Origin of the sequence: Pseudomonas sp. 43(2021), assembly GCF_017490805.1 — a bacterium.
Classification (GTDB): Bacteria; Pseudomonadota; Gammaproteobacteria; order Pseudomonadales; family Pseudomonadaceae; genus Aquipseudomonas.
This window is the reverse complement of record NZ_JAFGYJ010000006.1, coordinates 1-17,073: the sequence shown is the minus strand read 5'-3', so window position 1 is coordinate 17,073 and position 17,073 is coordinate 1. Positions and strand designations below refer to the sequence as shown.

The 17,073-nt window shown below is 65.4% G+C and carries 13 protein-coding genes; 6 read left to right on the top strand and 7 right to left on the bottom strand.

Features of this window, described 5'->3' with window-relative positions; translation table 11 throughout:
• Position 1 precedes the first annotated feature (1 nt).
• From J5M71_RS06725 to J5M71_RS06710, 4 genes are all read left to right on the top strand, one after another.
• Positions 2-1,021 (top strand): ABC transporter permease, encoded by a 1,020-nt coding sequence (locus J5M71_RS06725; RefSeq protein ID WP_063912689.1) that lies wholly within the window; start codon positions 2-4, stop codon positions 1,019-1,021.
• Between the two features lies 1 nt (position 1,022).
• Positions 1,023-2,633 (top strand): ABC transporter ATP-binding protein, encoded by a 1,611-nt coding sequence (locus J5M71_RS06720; RefSeq protein ID WP_063912690.1) that lies wholly within the window; start codon positions 1,023-1,025, stop codon positions 2,631-2,633.
• 231 nt (positions 2,634-2,864) lie between these two features.
• Positions 2,865-3,428: a helix-turn-helix transcriptional regulator gene (locus J5M71_RS06715; RefSeq protein ID WP_233686993.1), complete on the top strand. Its 564-nt coding sequence runs from the start codon at positions 2,865-2,867 to the stop codon at positions 3,426-3,428.
• A gap of 64 nt (positions 3,429-3,492) precedes the next feature.
• Positions 3,493-4,059: an HD domain-containing protein gene (locus J5M71_RS06710; RefSeq protein WP_233686950.1), complete on the top strand. Its 567-nt coding sequence runs from the start codon at positions 3,493-3,495 to the stop codon at positions 4,057-4,059.
• Here the strand turns inward: J5M71_RS06710 and J5M71_RS06705 are convergent.
• Positions 4,056-4,514 carry a hypothetical protein gene (locus tag J5M71_RS06705; RefSeq protein ID WP_207831272.1) on the bottom strand — a complete coding sequence of 153 codons (459 nt, stop codon included), beginning with the start codon at positions 4,512-4,514 and terminating at the stop codon, positions 4,056-4,058. The two genes, J5M71_RS06710 and J5M71_RS06705, sit on opposite strands and share 4 nt — an antisense overlap.
• A 208-nt stretch (positions 4,515-4,722) precedes the next feature.
• Between J5M71_RS06705 and J5M71_RS06700 the strand changes: the two genes are divergently transcribed.
• Together J5M71_RS06700 and J5M71_RS06695 are read left to right on the top strand one after the other, a co-directional pair.
• On the top strand, positions 4,723-7,653 hold the full coding sequence (locus tag J5M71_RS06700; protein ID WP_207830995.1) for an aminotransferase: 2,931 nt from the start codon (positions 4,723-4,725) through the stop codon (positions 7,651-7,653).
• 363 nt (positions 7,654-8,016) lie between these two features.
• Positions 8,017-8,922: a LysR family transcriptional regulator gene (locus J5M71_RS06695; protein WP_207830993.1), complete on the top strand. Its 906-nt coding sequence runs from the start codon at positions 8,017-8,019 to the stop codon at positions 8,920-8,922.
• Between the two features lie 159 nt (positions 8,923-9,081).
• Here J5M71_RS06695 and J5M71_RS06690 read toward each other — a convergent pair whose 3' ends face one another.
• The 6 genes from J5M71_RS06690 to kdpF form a co-directional block, all read right to left on the bottom strand.
• Positions 9,082-9,777, bottom strand: coding sequence for a response regulator (locus tag J5M71_RS06690; RefSeq protein WP_207830990.1), 696 nt, complete (start codon positions 9,775-9,777; stop codon positions 9,082-9,084).
• The gene (locus J5M71_RS06685; protein ID WP_207830988.1) at positions 9,774-12,428 is read right to left on the bottom strand and encodes a sensor histidine kinase KdpD; all 2,655 of its coding nucleotides are present in this window, start codon (positions 12,426-12,428) and stop codon (positions 9,774-9,776) included. The genes J5M71_RS06690 and J5M71_RS06685 overlap by 4 nt, the downstream gene beginning before the upstream one ends.
• Positions 12,429-12,584: 156 nt before the next feature.
• A complete protein-coding gene (kdpC, locus tag J5M71_RS06680; protein WP_207830985.1) occupies positions 12,585-13,136 on the bottom strand; it encodes a potassium-transporting ATPase subunit KdpC in 552 nt (183 codons plus the stop codon).
• A gap of 10 nt (positions 13,137-13,146) precedes the next feature.
• Positions 13,147-15,201 (bottom strand): potassium-transporting ATPase subunit KdpB, encoded by a 2,055-nt coding sequence (kdpB, locus tag J5M71_RS06675; RefSeq protein WP_207830983.1) that lies wholly within the window; start codon positions 15,199-15,201, stop codon positions 13,147-13,149.
• 9 nt (positions 15,202-15,210) lie between these two features.
• A complete protein-coding gene (gene kdpA, locus J5M71_RS06670) occupies positions 15,211-16,905 on the bottom strand; it encodes a potassium-transporting ATPase subunit KdpA (RefSeq protein WP_207830981.1) in 1,695 nt (564 codons plus the stop codon).
• Positions 16,906-16,914: 9 nt separating this feature from the next.
• Positions 16,915-17,004: a K(+)-transporting ATPase subunit F gene (gene kdpF / locus J5M71_RS06665; RefSeq protein WP_003251485.1), complete on the bottom strand. Its 90-nt coding sequence runs from the start codon at positions 17,002-17,004 to the stop codon at positions 16,915-16,917.
• Positions 17,005-17,073 lie beyond the last annotated feature (69 nt).

Below are 17,073 nucleotides of genomic sequence, written 5' to 3'. Positions count from 1 at the left end.
CATGGCCTTGTCCCCCCTCAACCGCCGGCGCTTCGAGCGCTTCAAGGCCAACCGCCGTGGCTGGTGGTCGCTGTGGCTGTTCCTGATTCTGTTCGGCCTGAGCCTGGGCGCCGAGCTGATTGCCAACGACAAGCCGATTGCCGTGCGCTACGACGGCGCATGGTACTTCCCGGCCTTCAAGCGCTACCCGGAGACCACCTTCGGCGGCGAATTCCCGCTGGAAGCCAACTACAAGAGCCCGTACATCCGCGAACTGCTTGAGAAGAAAGACAGCTTCGTGCTTTGGGCGCCGATCCCGTTCAGCTACCAGAGCATCAACTACGACCTGCGCGTACCCGCCCCGGCCCCGCCTTCGGCGGACAACTGGCTGGGCACCGACGACCAGGGCCGCGACGTGCTGGCACGGGTGATCTACGGCTTCCGCATTTCGGTGCTGTTCGCCCTGACGCTGACCCTGCTCAGTTCCATCGTCGGCGTGATCGCCGGCGCCCTGCAGGGCTTCTATGGCGGCTGGGTCGACCTGGCCGGGCAGCGCTTCCTGGAAGTCTGGTCAGGCCTGCCGGTGCTGTACCTGCTGATCATCCTGGCCAGCTTCGTGCAGCCCAACTTCTGGTGGTTGCTGGGCATCATGCTGCTGTTCTCGTGGATGAGCCTGGTGGACGTGGTGCGCGCCGAGTTCCTGCGCGGGCGCAACCTGGAATACGTGCGCGCCGCCCGCGCGTTAGGGATGCGCAACGGCGCGATCATGTACCGGCACATCCTGCCCAACGCCATGATCTCGACCATGACCTTCATGCCGTTCATTCTCACCGGCGCCATCGGCACCCTCACCGCCCTGGACTTCCTCGGCTTCGGCCTGCCACCGGGCGCACCGTCGCTGGGCGAGCTGGTGGCCCAGGGCAAGTCCAACCTGCAGGCCCCATGGCTGGGCATCAGCGCCTTCGCCGTGCTGGCGCTGATGCTGAGCCTGCTGGTGTTCATCGGCGAATCCGCCCGCGATGCCTTCGACCCGAGGAAGTGACATGAGTGAACAGAACCTGATCGAAGTGCGCGACCTGTCGGTGGAGTTCGTCACCGGTGACCAGGCCCACCGCGTGGTGGACGGCATCAGCTTCGATATCCGCAAGGGTGAGACGCTGGCACTGGTGGGCGAGAGTGGCTCGGGCAAATCGGTCACCGCGCACTCGCTCCTGCGCCTGCTGCCCTACCCCCTGGCCCGCCACCCCAGCGGCAGCATCCGCTACGAAGGCAAGGACCTGCTGCAGCAGAACGAGAAGACCATGCAGCGCATTCGCGGCAACCGCATTGCGATGATCTTCCAGGAACCGATGACCTCGCTGAACCCGTTGCACTGCATCGAGAAGCAGATCAACGAAATCCTCCTGCTGCACAAAGGTCTGACCGGCAAGGAAGCAACCGCGCGCACCCTTGAACTGCTGGAGATGGTCGGCATTCCCGAGCCACGCAAGCGCCTGAAGGCCCTGCCCCACGAACTGTCCGGCGGGCAGCGCCAGCGGGTGATGATCGCCATGGCCCTGGCCAACGAGCCGGAGCTGCTGATTGCGGATGAGCCGACCACGGCGCTGGATGTGACCGTGCAGTTGAAGATTCTCGACCTGCTCAAGGAACTGCAGGCGCGTTTGGGCATGGCCCTGCTGCTGATCAGCCATGACCTGAACCTGGTGCGGCGCATCGCCCACCGCGTGTGCGTGATGCAGCGCGGGCAGATTGTCGAGCAGGCCGAATGCGCCAGGCTGTTCAGTGCACCGCAACACCATTACACGCAGATGCTGATCAATGCCGAGCCCAGCGGGCTGCCGGCGCACAACCCGGTGGGCGCGCCCTTGCTGGAGGTGGATGACCTCAAGGTGTGGTTCCCGATCAAGAAGGGCTTGCTGCGGCGCACGGTCGACCATGTGAAGGCGGTGGACGGGGTCAACTTCAGCTTGCCACAGGGGCAGACGCTGGGGATTGTCGGCGAGTCCGGGTCGGGCAAGTCGACTTTGGGTCTGGCGATCTTGCGGCTGATCTCCAGCCAGGGCGGCATTCGCTTCCATGGGCAGAACCTGGAAGGGCTGAACCAGAAGGCCGTGCGCCCGTTGCGCCGGGAAATGCAGGTGGTGTTTCAGGACCCGTTTGGCAGCCTGAGCCCACGCATGTGCGTGGAGGACATCGTCGGTGAAGGGTTGCGCATTCACCGCATCGGCACGGCGCAGGAACAGGAAGCTGCGATTATTGCGGCCCTGGAGGAAGTGGGGCTGGACCCGCGCACGCGGCATCGCTACCCACATGAGTTTTCCGGTGGGCAGCGCCAACGCATTGCGATTGCCCGGGCGTTGGTGTTGAAGCCGGCGCTGATCCTGCTGGACGAGCCTACCTCAGCGCTGGACCGCACGGTGCAACGGCAGGTGGTGGAGCTGCTGCGCAATCTGCAGCAGAAATACAACCTGACCTACCTGTTCATCAGCCATGACCTGGCGGTGGTCAAGGCGTTGAGCCACCAGTTGATGGTGATCAAGCACGGGCATGTGGTGGAACAAGGGGATGCGCAGGCGATCTTCCATGCACCGCAGCATCCGTATACCCGGCAGTTGCTGGAGGCGGCGTTTCTGGAGGTGGATGCGGCCAGTTAGCTTTTGTGCGGCAAGCCAGCTCCCACAAGGTCACCACAGACTTCAAGACCTGCACAGCGCCTGTGGGAGCGGGCGTGCCCGCGAAGAGGCCCGCGAGCAATCTTCGGATCTGAAGGATGAGCCGAGCTGGGCATGATGCGCTGAGAATGGCCGCTTACACGCTCGAAGTACCGCGCCAAAGGCTTATATGCATGTAGACCTTTGGCGCAAGCATGGAAGACAGATATGAACATCTCACCTTCACTTCGCAACACACCCATCGGCCCGATGCTAAAACACTGGCGCGTGCTGAACCGGGTCAAACAGCTGCATGCCGCGCAGATGTTCGGGGTGTGCCAGTCGACCATTTCTCGCTGGGAGTCGGGCGTGCAGGACGCCGAGCCCGAGCAGCGAGCGCGTATCGAAGCCTTGCTCAAAGCCAGGCTCAGCAGTGCCGCGGACCACGCACTGGCGCGCCTTGTGTCGGGCAGTTCGCAACCTGTGCACCTGGTGTGCGACCTCACCCACCGCCTGCTGGCCTGCTCATCTTCCCGCGAGGCTGAGTTCAGTGTGCCCGTCAGTGACTTGCTGGGTGTCTCGCTGTGGCCATTCGCAACAGAGGAAATCGCCAGCCAGGAACAGCGCTTGGCAGGCATCGGCTGGCGCGACAACCTGGCCTCCCCGGCGCTGGAGTTCTCCACCGGCACAAATGACTCGGCAGTGGTGCCCATCCAGCACAGCCTGTGCCGGTGGACCCGATTCACACTGTCGGATGGGTCGACTGCCAGGCTGGTCGAAACCCTGGCGCATATTTAATGCGTGGACGCCGGCAAACGGCGAGCCGATGATTTACCTCTGCAACAGCAAGAGGTCACCCGTCGTGCCGAATCACAACCTTCATGGAAAACTCGAATTCCTGCGCCAAGCCGAAAAGCTCAAGAGCGTGACACGCAGTGCCCACACGTCGACAGGCCGGCGGGAAAGCACGGCCGAGCACAGTTGGCGGCTGGCGTTGCTGGCGCTGGTGTTCGAGGAAGAACTGGGTGATGTCGATATCTGCAAGGTGCTCAAGCTGTGCCTGGTTCATGACCTTGGGGAAGCGTTGAGTGGCGATGTTCCTGCGCCTGAAGCGCAGGCAACGCCAAACAAGAGCATGAGTGAACGACAGGACCTCATCTCCATGACCTCGATGCTCGAACCCTCGATGCAGGACAACATCGTTGCCCTGTTCGACGAGTATGAAGCGGCGGACTCGCCAGAAGCCAAAGTGGTCAAGGCACTGGACAAGATCGAAACCATCCTGCAGCACACCCAAGGCGATAACCCGCCTGGCTTCGACTACGCGTTCAACCTGGAATATGGCCGCCGCTATACCGATGCCTTACCGTTTCTGGCCTCCTTGAGGCGCACACTCGATGAGGAAACACGCAAACGCATGGCCCGCTAGCGCGGTCTTTGTGGGAGCGGCCTTGTGTCGCGAAAGGCCCCTCCCACAGGGATAGCGGGCGTTCGTGAGACCGGTGCCAACTGGGCAATAGCCCACAGCACTTCCAGTACCAGGACACCCCAGATCAGCGCTGAGGCGCCATTGACCAACGCATACACCTGCCACGCCGAAAACAGCACCCTCCCCGCCGCATCGTAACGACCAAACCGATACTCAGGGTGGCGAATCCGCAACCACGCCCACACGCACACAATCGACCCCATCAGGTTGGCCATCATGACGTGCATCGCTCCAAACAGCGGAATTTCACCCGCCAGCCCAAACGTGTCATGCAGCCCACTCAACCACCCATGCAACAGGGCAAAACTCCAGGGTGTCGCAAAGCCGATGGTAACCACCAGATCATAGATACCACTGGCCCGCACCAGCTTGCGATACTGCGTGTCACTCCACATGTCCACTGCCCTCTCAATCAACGAAGGCTGCAGCCTAAAGCCTGGAGTACGCTCCAAGGTCAAGCCCGAGGAAGAGCATCAACGCAAGTATCGGATTTTCTATAACTCAGCCTTGTTATCAGTTTTTTTGACAACAATCGTCTTCCATCATCAGCCGGATCGGGCATAAATTCTCAACCGTCAACTCCCAGCACCAACGGTAGAGCCCATGTCCAGCCCACAGAACCAGCCCGCCTCCCCTGCCTTGGCCACTCTGATCCACCGCTCCGGCCTGCCCAGCCCAACGCTGAGCGAAGCGCAGGCACACACCGTGCTGCAGGCCCACTACGGCCTTGCCGGTAACCTTTCGGTACTGGGCAGCCAGCAAGACCTGAACTTCCGTGTGAGCACACCGCAGGGTGGCTATGTGCTGAAGGCCTGCCACGGCAGCTATGCCCAGCTGGAACTGGAAGCGCAACACGCCGCCCTGGCCTTCCTGCGCGATCAAGGTTTGCCGGTACCTGCCGTGCGCGCAGCGCACAACGGCACGGGATTGCTGGACCTGGACATTGACGCGCAACCACTGCGCCTGCGCCTGCTCGATTACATCGAAGGCCAACCGTTGACCCGCCTCAAGCACATGGAGCCACGCCTGATGGCTGAACTGGGCGGGCTCTGTGCGAAGCTGGACAAGGCGCTTGCCGATTTCGATCACCCAGGCCTGGCGCGCACCCTGCAATGGGACCCGCAGCATGCCCAGGCACTGATCGATCACCTGCTGCCGGTGCTGCAGGACAGCGGGCAGCGCGCCCGCATCGAACACGCCACCCGCCAGGCCTGCGAGCGTCTGATGCCGCTGGTTGATCAACTGCCAAGCCAGGCCGTGCATCTGGACATCACCGACGACAACACCGTGTGGGCCCGTGATGCCCAGCGCCAGTGGCAACTGCAAGGGGTGATCGATTTCGGTGACCTGCTGCGCACCTGGCGCATCGCCGACCTGTCGGTGACCTGCGCTGCGCTGTTGCACCACGCCGAGGGCGACCCGCTGCGCATCCTGCCGGCCGTACGTGCCTACCAGGCGCTCAACCCACTGAGTGAAGCCGAACTGCGGGCGCTGTGGCCACTGGTGCTCAACCGCGCCGCCGTACTGGTGCTGAGCAGCGAGCAGCAGCTCGCCGTCGACCCCGGCAACCAGTACACCCGCGACAACATCGCCCATGAATGGGAAATCTTCGACACGGCCACCGCCGTACCTTTCGCGTTGATGGAAGCGGCCATCCTGCAAGCTGCGGGCCTGCACCCCGCCACGCCGGACCTGAGCGGCTGCGCCCCCCTGCTCCCTGAACTGAAAGGGCAGCCAGTGACACGGGTCGACCTGGGCGTACTCAGCGTGCATTGCGAGGCGGGCAACTGGGAACAACCGGGCTTCGACCAGCACCTGCTGACCACGCAACCGGCCCCGGCCTGCAGCCTGCATGGGCAGTATCGCCTGTCGCAAACCCATATCGACCGCCCTGAAGAGCCCGCCACCTGCGCCCTGGGCGTCGAGCTGCACGTGCCCAACGGCAGCCTGGTGCAAGCGCCAGATACCGGCACCTGGCAGCGCCATGGCGACGGCCGTGGCTGCCTGCGCAGCGCGCACTGGGCCTTGTGGCTACAGGGCCTGGAAGACGCGCCGGCAGATGGCCAGACCGTGGAAAAAGGCCAGTCGCTGGGCAGCAGTTGTGGCTTCCTCAGTGTGCAGCTGTGCCTGGATAACGGCATCCAGCCACCGTTCTTCGCCACCCCGTCCCAGGCGACCGCCTGGCTGGCCCTGTGCCCGTCGCCAGCTGCGCTGCTGGGCTTCGACTGCAACGCCGAGCCGCTCCCTGACCCGCAGGCCCTGCTGGCCCGCCGCGACGCCAGCTTCGCTCGCTCACAGAAGCACTACTACGCCCAACCACCACACATCGAACGCGGCTGGCGCAACTACCTGATCGACATGCAGGGCCGCTCGTACCTGGACATGCTCAACAACGTCGCGGTACTGGGCCACGGCCACCCGCGCATGGTCGCCGAGTCGGCGCGGCAATGGTCGCTGCTGAACACCAACTCGCGCTTCCATTACGCGGCCATCAGCGAGTTCTCCGAACGCCTGCTGGCGTTGGCGCCCGAAGGTTTCGACCGGGTGTTCATGGTCAACAGCGGTACCGAAGCCAACGACCTGGCGATTCGCCTGGCCTGGGCCTACAGCGGCGGGCGCGACCTGCTCAGCGTGCTGGAGGCCTACCACGGCTGGTCGGTGGCCACCGATGCCATTTCCACCTCCATCGCCGACAACCCGCAGGCCCTGGAAACCCGCCCGGACTGGGTGCACCCGGTCGAGGCACCGAACACCTTCCGTGGCCGCTTCCGTGGCGCCGACAGCGCCACCGACTACCTGCGCGACGTCGATGCCAAGCTGGCCGACCTCGACGCCCGTGGCCGCCAGTTGGCGGGCATCATCTGCGAACCGGTATACGGCAATGCTGGTGGTATTTCGTTGCCGGCCGGTTACCTGCGCGAAGCCTATGCCAAAGTCCGTGCGCGGGGCGGCGTGTGCATCGCCGACGAGGTACAGGTCGGTTATGGCCGCCTGGGCGAGTACTTCTGGGGCTTCGAGGAACAGGGTGTGGTGCCCGACATCATCACCATGGCCAAGGGCATGGGCAACGGCCAACCGCTGGGCGTAGTCATCACCCGCCGCGAGATCGCCGAAGCACTGGAAGCCGAGGGCTACTTCTTCTCCTCGGCCGGCGGCAGCCCGGTCAGTTGCCGCATCGGCATGGCGGTGCTGGATGTAATGCAGGAAGAAGGCCTGTGGGACAACGCCCGTGACACCGGGCGCTACTTCAAGGCACGCCTGCAGGCACTGGTCGACAAGCACCCGCTGGCCGGCGCGGCGCATGGTTCGGGCTTTTACCTGGGGCTGGAACTGGTGCGCGACCGCACAACCCTGGAGCCGGCCACCGAGGAAACCATGGCCCTGTGCAACCGCCTGCGTGACCTGGGCATCTTCATGCAGCCGACCGGTGACTACCTGAACATCCTCAAGATCAAGCCGCCGATGTGCACCAGCCGGGCGAGCGTGGACTACTTTGTCGACAGCATTGATCGGGTGCTGGGTGAAGGGCTGTAGGTGCTTGGCTTTGGTTTTTCAGCGCCTGTGAGATCGAGCGCCGCCCGCGCGGCGCATCGCGAGCGAAGCTCGCTCCTACATTTGTTTCGGGCCAGTTATTCCTGAGGCAGAAGTGCGCGGCCCTTTGGCGTCCACCTCCATATCGTGAGGAACAAACAAGGCGGTCGCGCGCGCTGCGACAGGCGTTACTGGCCCGAAACAAATGTAGGAGCGAGCTTCGCTCGCGATGCGCCGCGCGGGCGGCGCCCGATCTCACAGGCGCTGACAATCCCCCGCCGAACCACTCTGCGCCCTGGTGCATTCTCAAACAAAAGCCCCATAATTTTCTTCCATAAAACTCCCCCGTCATCAGGTTTACCAACAATGGCCTTTACCAGCGACTCCCTGGCAATCTTCCTCGCGGTGCTGGAGGCAGGCTCGTTCTCTGCCGCCGCGCGCAAGCTCGGGCGTGTGCCTTCGGCCGTGAGCATGGCCATCGCACAACTGGAGGCTGAGCTGGACCTGGTGCTGTTCGACCGGGCCACGCGCAAAGCATTGCCCACCAGCGCCGCCCTGGCCCTGGAACCTCAGGCCAGGCAGGTGATCTGCCAGCTCAACCTGCTCGACGCCCAGGCCCTGCAACTGCACAAGGGCCTGGAAAAGCGCCTGACCATCGCCATGGCCCCCGAGCTGCAGACCGGCCGCTGGAGCCAGCCGCTGGAAACCCTCGCCCAGGAATTTCCCAGCCTGGAAATCGAAGTGCGCTCAGCCACCCAGGCAGAAGCCATCCGCCTGCTGCATGACGGCAGCGTGCAACTGGCACTGGTCTTCGAACGGCCTGGCATCGACGAGCGCGAGTCATTCCTGGAGGCCGGCAGCCAATTGCTGGTGGCCGTCGCCTCCCCCCGCCATCCAGCCGGGCAGAACAACGGCATGCCGTTGCCGGAAGAGGCGTTCGCCGAACAGCGGCAAATCATCGTGGCTTCGGGCAAGGCCACCGGGTCGGACCCGCGCATGGTGCTGTCGCGGCGCATCTGGCTGACCGACAGCTACCTGGCCACGCTGGACCTGGTGCAATTGGGGCTCGGTTGGGCCTACCTGCCGCAGCCGTTGGTCGAGCCTTTGATTGCTTCGGGCGCGCTGGCGGAGGTGCGCTTCGACAACATGGCCAGCCGGTTGCGCTTGTGGGTGGACATCATCTGGGTCAAGTCGCGCCCGTTGGGGCTGGGTGCACGGCGTTACCTGGAAGTCATGCGCCAGCTGTTCGAGAAGGAACCACCGAGGGCCTGATGCCCCCTCGCGGGAGTAACTGTACTGCTCAGGCTTCCTGGGTTTGCACCCTCCCTGTGGGAGCGGGTTCACCCGCGAACACCGGCGAAGCCGGTGCCATGCACCGTGTCACATTCTTCGCGGGTAAACCCGCTCCCACAAGGTGGGCGTGAACCCGGACTATGCAGCAGGTGCCACCAGCCTGTACCCCACCCCTGCCTCGGTGATGATGAACCGCGGCGCCGTCGGGTCATCGCCCAGCTTCTGTCGCAGGTGCCCGACCACGATCCGCAGGTAATGGGTGTCATCCACATGGGTAGGCCCCCAGATATCCTTGAGCAGCTGCTGCTGGGTAATCACCCGCCCCGGGTGCCCGGCCAGCTGCGCCAGCAGCGCATACTCCTTGCGCGTCAACGCCACTTCCACGCCATCCAGGGTCACCCGGCGAAAGGCAAAGTCCACGGTCAGCGGCCCAAAACTGGCCGCCACTTCCGAGCCACCCGCCTGCGGCACCTGGCGCAGCAAGGCACGCACCCGCGCCAGAAACTCCTGAATGCCAAACGGCTTGGTTACATAGTCGTTGGCACCGCCATCCAGCGCATCGACCTTCTGCAGCTCACTGGCACGCACCGACAACACCATTACCGGCACCGCGCTCCATTCGCGCAGGTCACGCAACACCTGCTGGCCGTCCATATCCGGCAGGCCAAGGTCGAGCACCACCAGGTCCGGCTTGCCCAAAGCGGCCTGGGCCAGCCCTTGAGCACCTGTGGCGGCCTCGAGCACCTTGTAGCCTTGGGAGGCCAGGCTGATGCGCAGGAACTTGCGGATCTGCGGTTCATCGTCGATGACCAGGAGGGTGGCGGACTGACTCATGGGGTTTCGCTTTCGGCTTCAGGTTGAGGGGGCAGCGGCAAGCATAAAGTGATGCTGGTGCCCTGGCCATCGATGCCTTCGCCCACCAGGATCTGCCCGCCATGGGCGCCGATCATGCCCTGGCAGATCGCCAGGCCCAGGCCGGTGCCCTGCCCACCGCGGTCGCCGCGGGCGGCGGTGTAGAACATGTCGAAGATCTTCTCGCGGTCGGCCACGGGAATGCCGGGGCCCTGGTCGCTGACGGCGAAGCGCAACTGGGCGTCCTGCACCGACACCTGCAACTCCAGCCTGCCATTGTCTGGCGAGAAACGCGCGGCATTTTCCAGCACGTTGACCAGCGCCTGCTCGATCAACGCCGCATGCACGAACAGCAACGGCAGCTCGGCCGGCACGTCGGTGTGCACGCGCAGCGGTGCCAGCACCACGCGCAGGCGGTTGAGCGCGCTGCCGACGATGTCGGCCGGGGCCACCCAGTCGCGGGCCAGCTTGAGGCCGCCGTGGCCCAGGCGGGTCATGTCGAGCAGGTTCTGGATGTAGCGGTCGAGGCGTTCGGCCTCGTTGCGGGTGCCCTCCAACAGTTCGCGACGGTCTGCAGCGGGAATCGCCTCGCCCAACGCCAACAGGCTGTCGATGCTGCCACGCATGGCGGTCAGCGGGGTACGCAAGTCGTGGGAAACGGACGCGAGCAAGGCGCTGCGCAGTTGCTCGGTTTCGCCATGCAGGCGCGCGGCCTCCAGCTGTTCAGCCAGCCGGGCGCGGGCCAGGGCCTGGGCCAGTGGCTGACCGAGGGCGGTGAGCAGGCGCCGGCGCGGGTCGCTGAGCGGCTGGCCGGAGCGTGGGCGCACACCGAGCAATGCCAGAGGCTGTTCATCCACCGCCAGCGGCCACCACCACCAGCGGCCATTGGGCAGGGTGTCGCTGCCATGCCCGGCGGCCTGGACATGCTGCCAGGCCCACTCTGCGGCCGCGCGCTCATTATCGCTAAAGGCATGCGCTTCGCCGCTGACCACCTGCAACTGGCCTTCGACATTGCGCTCCAGCAGGCACACCTGCATGTCCTGCCAGCCGTCCAGATGCTGGCCGGCGGCGTTGAACACCGCCTGGCGGTCGGTGGCCACGGTCAGCCGGCGCGAAAGGTCGAGCAGCTGGCTGGTCTGCGCCTGGGTCTCGCGCAGTGCCTGCAACTGGCGGCGCTGGCGGGCGGCCAGGTTGCCGGTGAGCGCGGCCATCAACAGGAAGAACACCAGGGTCAGCACGTCTTCTTCGCGCTGGATCCTGAACGAAAGGTTGGGTGGGATGAACAGAAAATCGTAGGTCAGGAACGACAGCACCGCGCAGGCCAGCGCAGGCCCCAGGCTGCTGCGCACCGCCACCAGCAACACCGCGGCCAGGAACACCAGCGAGATGTTGGGCAAGGCCAGCACACTCGACACCGCCCAGGCCAGGCCCGCGGCCATGACCGTGGCCAGCAGCGCCAGCAGGTAATGGCGCCAGACCCACACCCGCCGCACGGCCGACCGTGGCGCTTGCGGCTGCACGTCGCGGTCCAGCACGTTGATTTCCAGGCCGTGGCTTTCGCGCAGCAGCCGCGTGGCCACACCGGCACCGAACAGGCGCCGGCGCAGGCGGTCGCGAGACTGCCCGACCAGCACCAGACTGGCCCGCCGCTCGGCGGCGTGCTGGATCAGCGTGCGTACCACTTCGCCGGCGCGCAGCAGCACCACCTCCCCGCCCAGGCGTTCGGCCAGTTGCTGGGCAGCTTGCAGGCGCTGGCGCGCAGCTTCGTCGCGCAGGCGGCCGTTGTCCACATGCACCAGGCTCCAAGGCAGGTGGCGGCGCTGGGCCACACGGCTGGCATGACGCACCAGGCGCTCTGCCTGGTCGTCGCCATCCACGCCCACCAGCAAGCGCCCTCGCAGGGCCGGGGCTTCCTGGCCGCGTTGGCGATAGCCGTGGGCCAGGTCGGCATCCACCTGGGCCGCAGCGGTCTGCATGGCCAGCTCGCGCAGGGCGGTAAGGTTGGTTTGCGAGAAGAACGCATCGATGGCGGCCCGCGCCTGCTCGGGCACGTACACCTTGCCTTCGCGCAGGCGTTCGAGCAGTTCACGGGGTGGCAGGTCGATCAGCACCAGCTCGAAGGCTTCCTGCAGCACCCAGTCCGGCAGGGTTTCGCGCACCTGCACGCCGGTAATGTCGCGGACCTTGTCGTTGAGGCTTTCCAGGTGCTGGACGTTGACCGTGGTGTACACATCGATGCCGGCGGCGAGCAGTTCCTGTACGTCTTGCCAGCGTTTGGCGTGGCGGCTGCCAGGGGCATTGGTGTGGGCCAGTTCGTCGACCAGCACCAAGGCCGGGGCGGCCTTGAGCAGGCCGTCGAGGTCCATTTCCTCGAGGGTGACGCCGCGGTACTGGCTGCGCAGCAGGGGCTGCTGGTGAAGGCCGCCAAGCAGGGCTTCGGTTTCGGCGCGGCCATGGGTTTCCACCACCCCGGCCAGCACCTGCACACCCTGGCGTTGCTGGGCGTGGGCGGCCTGGAGCATGGCGAAGGTCTTGCCGACGCCGGGGGCGGCGCCAAGGAACACCTTCAACCGGCCCCGGCCGGATCGCGGGAGGGTAGCCAACAGCGCATCTGCGCGGGCGGAGTCACTCATCTTTCATCCTTTGCCATTTCCAGCAAGCAGCAAATCCAGGGACCATCACCGTACCTGTGGGAGCGGGTTCACCCGCGAATGCAGTAGTAGCGCCACCGACGCATTCGCGGGTAAACCCGCTCCCACAGGGTCCCTGCCAGCCCCTCAAGCCATCTATCAATGGCTGAGGTTTTCCAAGGCCTGGTTCAAGGCCAGCACATTGACCACCGGCGGGCCGATCAATGGGTGGAGGGTGGCCTCTTCCAGCAAGCCTTGCAAGCGCTCCACCGGCAATTGCCGTGCCGCCGCCACCCGAGGGATCTGGTAGGCCACGGCCTCCGGCGGCAGGTGCGGGTCGAGGCCGCTGCCCGAGGTGGTCAGCAGCGCCTGGGGCACCGGCCCCTGCTGCGCCTGGTACAACGCAGCCGCATCGCCCTTGACCCGCTCGGCCAGCGCCGGGTTGCTCGGCGACAGGTTGCTGGCGCTGCTGGCCACGGTGGCGTAGGCGCCCGCCGACGGGCGCGGGTGGAACCAGCCATCACCCTGGAAGTCCTGGGCGATCAGCGCCGAACCGCGCACCTGGCCCTGGTCGTCGCGCACCAGGCTGCCGTTGGCCTGGCTCGGGAAAGCGACCTGGGCAATGCCGGTCACTGCCAGCGGATACAGCGCGCCAGTCACCAGGGTCATCAACAAGGCCAGGCTCAGCGCCGGGCGTACATAAGCATTCATGGTGGCCTCCTCAGACCAGGTGCAGGGCATTGAGCAGCAGATCGATCAGCTTGATCCCGGCAAACGGCACGACAATGCCGCCCAGCCCGTAGATCAACAGGTTGCGCCGCAGCAGGTGCGCCGCACTGGCCGCCTGCACCCGCACACCGCGCAGCGCCAGCGGGATCAGCACGATGATGATCAGCGCGTTGAACACGATGGCCGACAAAATCGCACTCTGCGGGCTGGCCAGGTGCATCAGGTTGAGCACGCCCAACTGCGGGTAGATGGCAGCGAACAGCGCCGGCAGGATGGCGAAGTACTTGGCCACATCGTTGGCGATGGAGAAGGTGGTCAGCGCGCCGCGAGTCACCAGCAACTCCTTGCCGACCTGCACCACGTCCAGCAGCTTGGTCGGGTCGCTGTCCAGGTCGACCATGTTGGCCGCCTCGCGCGCGGCCTGGGTGCCGTCGTTCATGGCCATGCCCACGTCAGCCTGGGCCAGTGCCGGGGCGTCGTTGGCACCGTCGCCGCACATGGCCACCAGGCGGCCGTCGTTCTGCTCCTGGCGGATGCGTGCCAGCTTCTTCTCTGGCGTGGCCTCGGCCAGCACGTCATCCACGCCGGCCTCGGCGGCGATGGCAGCGGCGGTCAGCGGGTTGTCGCCGGTCACCATCACCGTGCGGATGCCCAGTTTGCGCAGCTCGGCAAAGCGCTCGCGGATGCCGGGCTTGACCACGTCCTTGAGGTGGATCACGCCGAGCAGGCGCTTGTCGAGGCACACCAGCAATGGTGTACCGCCGCTCTGGGCGATGCGCTCCACTTCACGGGCCAGTGCCTGAGGCATTTCCAGGCGTTGCATGCCGACAAACGCCAACACGGCATCCACGGCGCCCTTGCGGTAGCGGTGCTGCTGCAAGTCGATGCCCGACAGGCGCGTCTCGGCGCTGAAGGCCACGGCCTCGAACTGCCCGGTGGACGGTTCGACGAAGTCGTGCAACTGACGCAGGTACTCGACGATCGACTTGCCCTCGGCGGTGTCGTCCGCCAGCGAGGCCAGCAAGGCGCCCTCCCCCAGCTCGCGGGGGGTGATGCCCGGTGCGGCGTGCAGCGCGCTGCAACGGCGGTTGCCGAAGGTGATGGTGCCGGTCTTGTCGAGCATCAGTGTATGCACGTCACCGGCCGCTTCCACCGCGCGGCCCGAGCGGGCGATAACGTTCAACCGCACCAGCCGGTCCATGCCGGCGATACCGATGGCCGACAGCAGGCCGCCGATGGTGGTGGGGATCAGCGTCACCAGCAGCGCAGCGAGAAAGATCAGCGGCAAGCTGCCACCCACGAAGTGGGCGAACGGCTGCAAGGTCACCACCACGATCAGGAAGATCAGGGTCAGGCCGATCAGCAGGATGTCGAGGGCGATCTCGTTCGGGGTCTTCTGCCGCTTGGCGCCTTCGACCAGGGCAATCATGCGGTCGAGGGTCGATTCGCCCGGGTTGCTGGTGATGCGGATCAACAGCCAGTCGGAGACCAGCCGGGTATTGCCGGTCACCGCCGAGCGGTCGCCGCCGGATTCGCGGATCACCGGCGCGGACTCGCCGGTAATGGCGGCCTCGTTGACCGCAGCGATGCCTTCAAGCACCTCACCGTCACCAGGGATCATTTCGCCGGCCACCACGCGCACCACATCGTCCTTGCGCAGCGCGCTGGCGGCGACGGTCTCGTAGCTGCCATCGCGCTTGCGACGCTGGGCAGTCAGGCCCTGGCTGCCAGCCTTGAGGCTGTCGGCGCGGGCCTTGCCACGGCCTTCGGCCAGGGCCTCGGCGAAGTTGGCGAACAGCACGGTGAACCACAGCCACAGGGCGATCTGCACGGCCACGCCGGTGCTCACACCGCTGTCAGGGGCAAAGCACAGGACAGTGGTCAGCACAGCAGTCAGGGCGACTACCAGCATCACCGGCGAGCGCTTGAGTTGCCGCGGGTCGAGCTTGACGAAGGCCTGTACCAGCGCCGGGCGCCACAACGCGGCGAAGCGGGTCTGGTCCTTGGCACTGTGCCGGGCTTGTACTTCAGGAATGGGCATGTTCATGGTCGGTCCTCAAAAACCCAGACTCAAGTGTTCGGCGATCGGCCCAAGGGCCAGGGTTGGCAGGAAAGTCAGGCCACCGACCAGCAGGATGGTGACCAGCAGCAGGCCGGTGAACAGCGGGCCATGGGTGGGGAAGCTGTTCAGGCCCTGGGGCGCGCTTTTCTTCGCCGCCAGGCTGCCGGCCAAGGCCAGCACCGGCAGGATGTAGCCGAAACGGCCGACCAGCATGGCCAGGCCGATCATCAGGTTGTGGAACACCGTGTTGGCACCAAAGCCGGCGAAGGCCGAGCCGTTGTTGGCCGTACCGGAGGTGTAGGCGTACAGCAGCTGGCTGAAGCCATGCGCACCCGGGTTGCTGACCGCACCCGCCGGGCCTGGCAGGCTGGCGGCGATGGCGCCGAGCACCAACACGCCGACCGGCATCACCAGCAGGGTCGCCACCAGCAACTGCACCTCGCGTGCCTGCAGTTTCTTGCCGAGGTATTCCGGGGTGCGGCCGATCATCAGCCCTGCCAGGAACACTGCGATGAGCACGAACAGCAGCATGCCGTACAGCCCGGCGCCAACGCCGCCAAAGATCACCTCACCGACCATCATGTTGACCATTGCCACCATGCCGGTCAGCGGGTTGAGGCTGTCGTGCATGGCATTGACCGAGCCGTTGGAAGCGGAAGTGGTAGTCACCGTCCACAGCACCGAACCGGTGGTGCCGAAGCGGCTTTCCTTGCCCTCCATGGGGGCGCTTTGCTGTACCTGCGCGCTCTCGAGGGCCGGGTTGGGCTGGTGCTCGGACCACAACGCCGTGCTGCCGCCGATCAGGAACAGGGCAAGCATGCAGGCGAGGATGGCGCGGCTCTGGCGCAGGTCCTTCACGTAGTGGCCAAAGGTGAACACCAGCGCCACCGGAATGAGGATGATCGAAGCCACCTCGAACAGGTTGCTCCAGGCCGTGGGGTTTTCGAACGGGTGCGCCGAGTTGACGCCGAAGAAGCCACCGCCATTGGTGCCCAGTTGCTTGATGGCGATCTGGCTGGCGGCCGGGCCCAGCGGGATGGTCTGTTCGGTGCCTTGCAGAGTGACCGCGTGGGCGTAGTCGGCCAGGGTTTGCGGCACACCTTGCCACACCAGCAACAATGCCAGCAGCAGGCACAGCGGCAGCAGGCCGTAGAGGGTGGCGCGGGTCATGTCGACCCAGAAGTTGCCCAGTGTCGTCGCGCTGCGCCGGGCAATGCCACGGCACAGCGCGACCAGCACGGCCAGGCCGGTGGCAGCGCTGACGAAGTTCTGCACGGTCAGGCCGAGCATCTGGCTCAGGTAGCTGACCGACGCCTCACCGCTGTAGGCCTGCCAGTTGGTGTTGGTGACGAAGCTGACCGCGGTGTTGAACGCCAGCGACCATTCCTGGCCGGGCAGATGCTGCGGGTTGAATGGCAGGTAGCCCTGTAACAGCAGCACCGTGAACAGCAGCAGGAACCCGGCCAGGTTGAAGGCCAGCAGGGCCAGGGTGTACTGCTGCCAGTTCTGTTCCTGGCCGGCACGCACGCCTGCCAGCCGGTAGCAGGCCTGCTCGACCGGGCCCAGCACGGGCGACAGCCAGGTGCGCTGGCCTTCCATGACCTTGAAGTAGAACCGCCCGAGCCAGGGTGCCGGTAGCAGCACGATGGCGAAAAATGCCAGGAGCAAGGCGAAGTCGTAACTGTGCATGGCCGCTCCCTAGCTGCGATCGGCGCGTAGCAGCGCCACCAGCAGATAAAACGCCAATGCCACTGCCAGCAGCAGTGACAGCCCGTCGAGCATGTTCATGTGTGGTTCTCCCCGTGTTGCGGCTTGGGCCGCTTTGGGGAAATTGTCCGAGGGAGGGGCGTAAAGGGG

Bases quoted from the DNA above. Each gene is read 5' to 3' on its own strand.
- J5M71_RS06685 (WP_207830988.1), bottom strand. From the start codon at position 12,428: ATGAGTGACTCCGCCCGCGCAGATGCGCTGTTGGCTACCCTCCCGCGA.
- kdpA (WP_207830981.1), bottom strand. From the start codon at position 16,905: ATGCACAGTTACGACTTCGCCTTGCTCCTGGCATTTTTCGCCATCGTG.
- kdpF (WP_003251485.1), bottom strand. From the start codon at position 17,004: ATGAACATGCTCGACGGGCTGTCACTGCTGCTGGCAGTGGCATTGGCG.
- J5M71_RS06700 (WP_207830995.1), top strand. From the start codon at position 4,723: ATGTCCAGCCCACAGAACCAGCCCGCCTCCCCTGCCTTGGCCACTCTG.
- J5M71_RS06725 (WP_063912689.1), top strand. From the start codon at position 2: ATGGCCTTGTCCCCCCTCAACCGCCGGCGCTTCGAGCGCTTCAAGGCC.
- kdpB (WP_207830983.1), bottom strand. From the start codon at position 15,201: ATGAACATGCCCATTCCTGAAGTACAAGCCCGGCACAGTGCCAAGGAC.
- J5M71_RS06705 (WP_207831272.1), bottom strand. From the start codon at position 4,514: ATGTGGAGTGACACGCAGTATCGCAAGCTGGTGCGGGCCAGTGGTATC.
- kdpC (WP_207830985.1), bottom strand. From the start codon at position 13,136: ATGAATGCTTATGTACGCCCGGCGCTGAGCCTGGCCTTGTTGATGACC.
- J5M71_RS06690 (WP_207830990.1), bottom strand. From the start codon at position 9,777: ATGAGTCAGTCCGCCACCCTCCTGGTCATCGACGATGAACCGCAGATC.
- J5M71_RS06695 (WP_207830993.1), top strand. From the start codon at position 8,017: ATGGCCTTTACCAGCGACTCCCTGGCAATCTTCCTCGCGGTGCTGGAG.
- J5M71_RS06720 (WP_063912690.1), top strand. From the start codon at position 1,023: ATGAGTGAACAGAACCTGATCGAAGTGCGCGACCTGTCGGTGGAGTTC.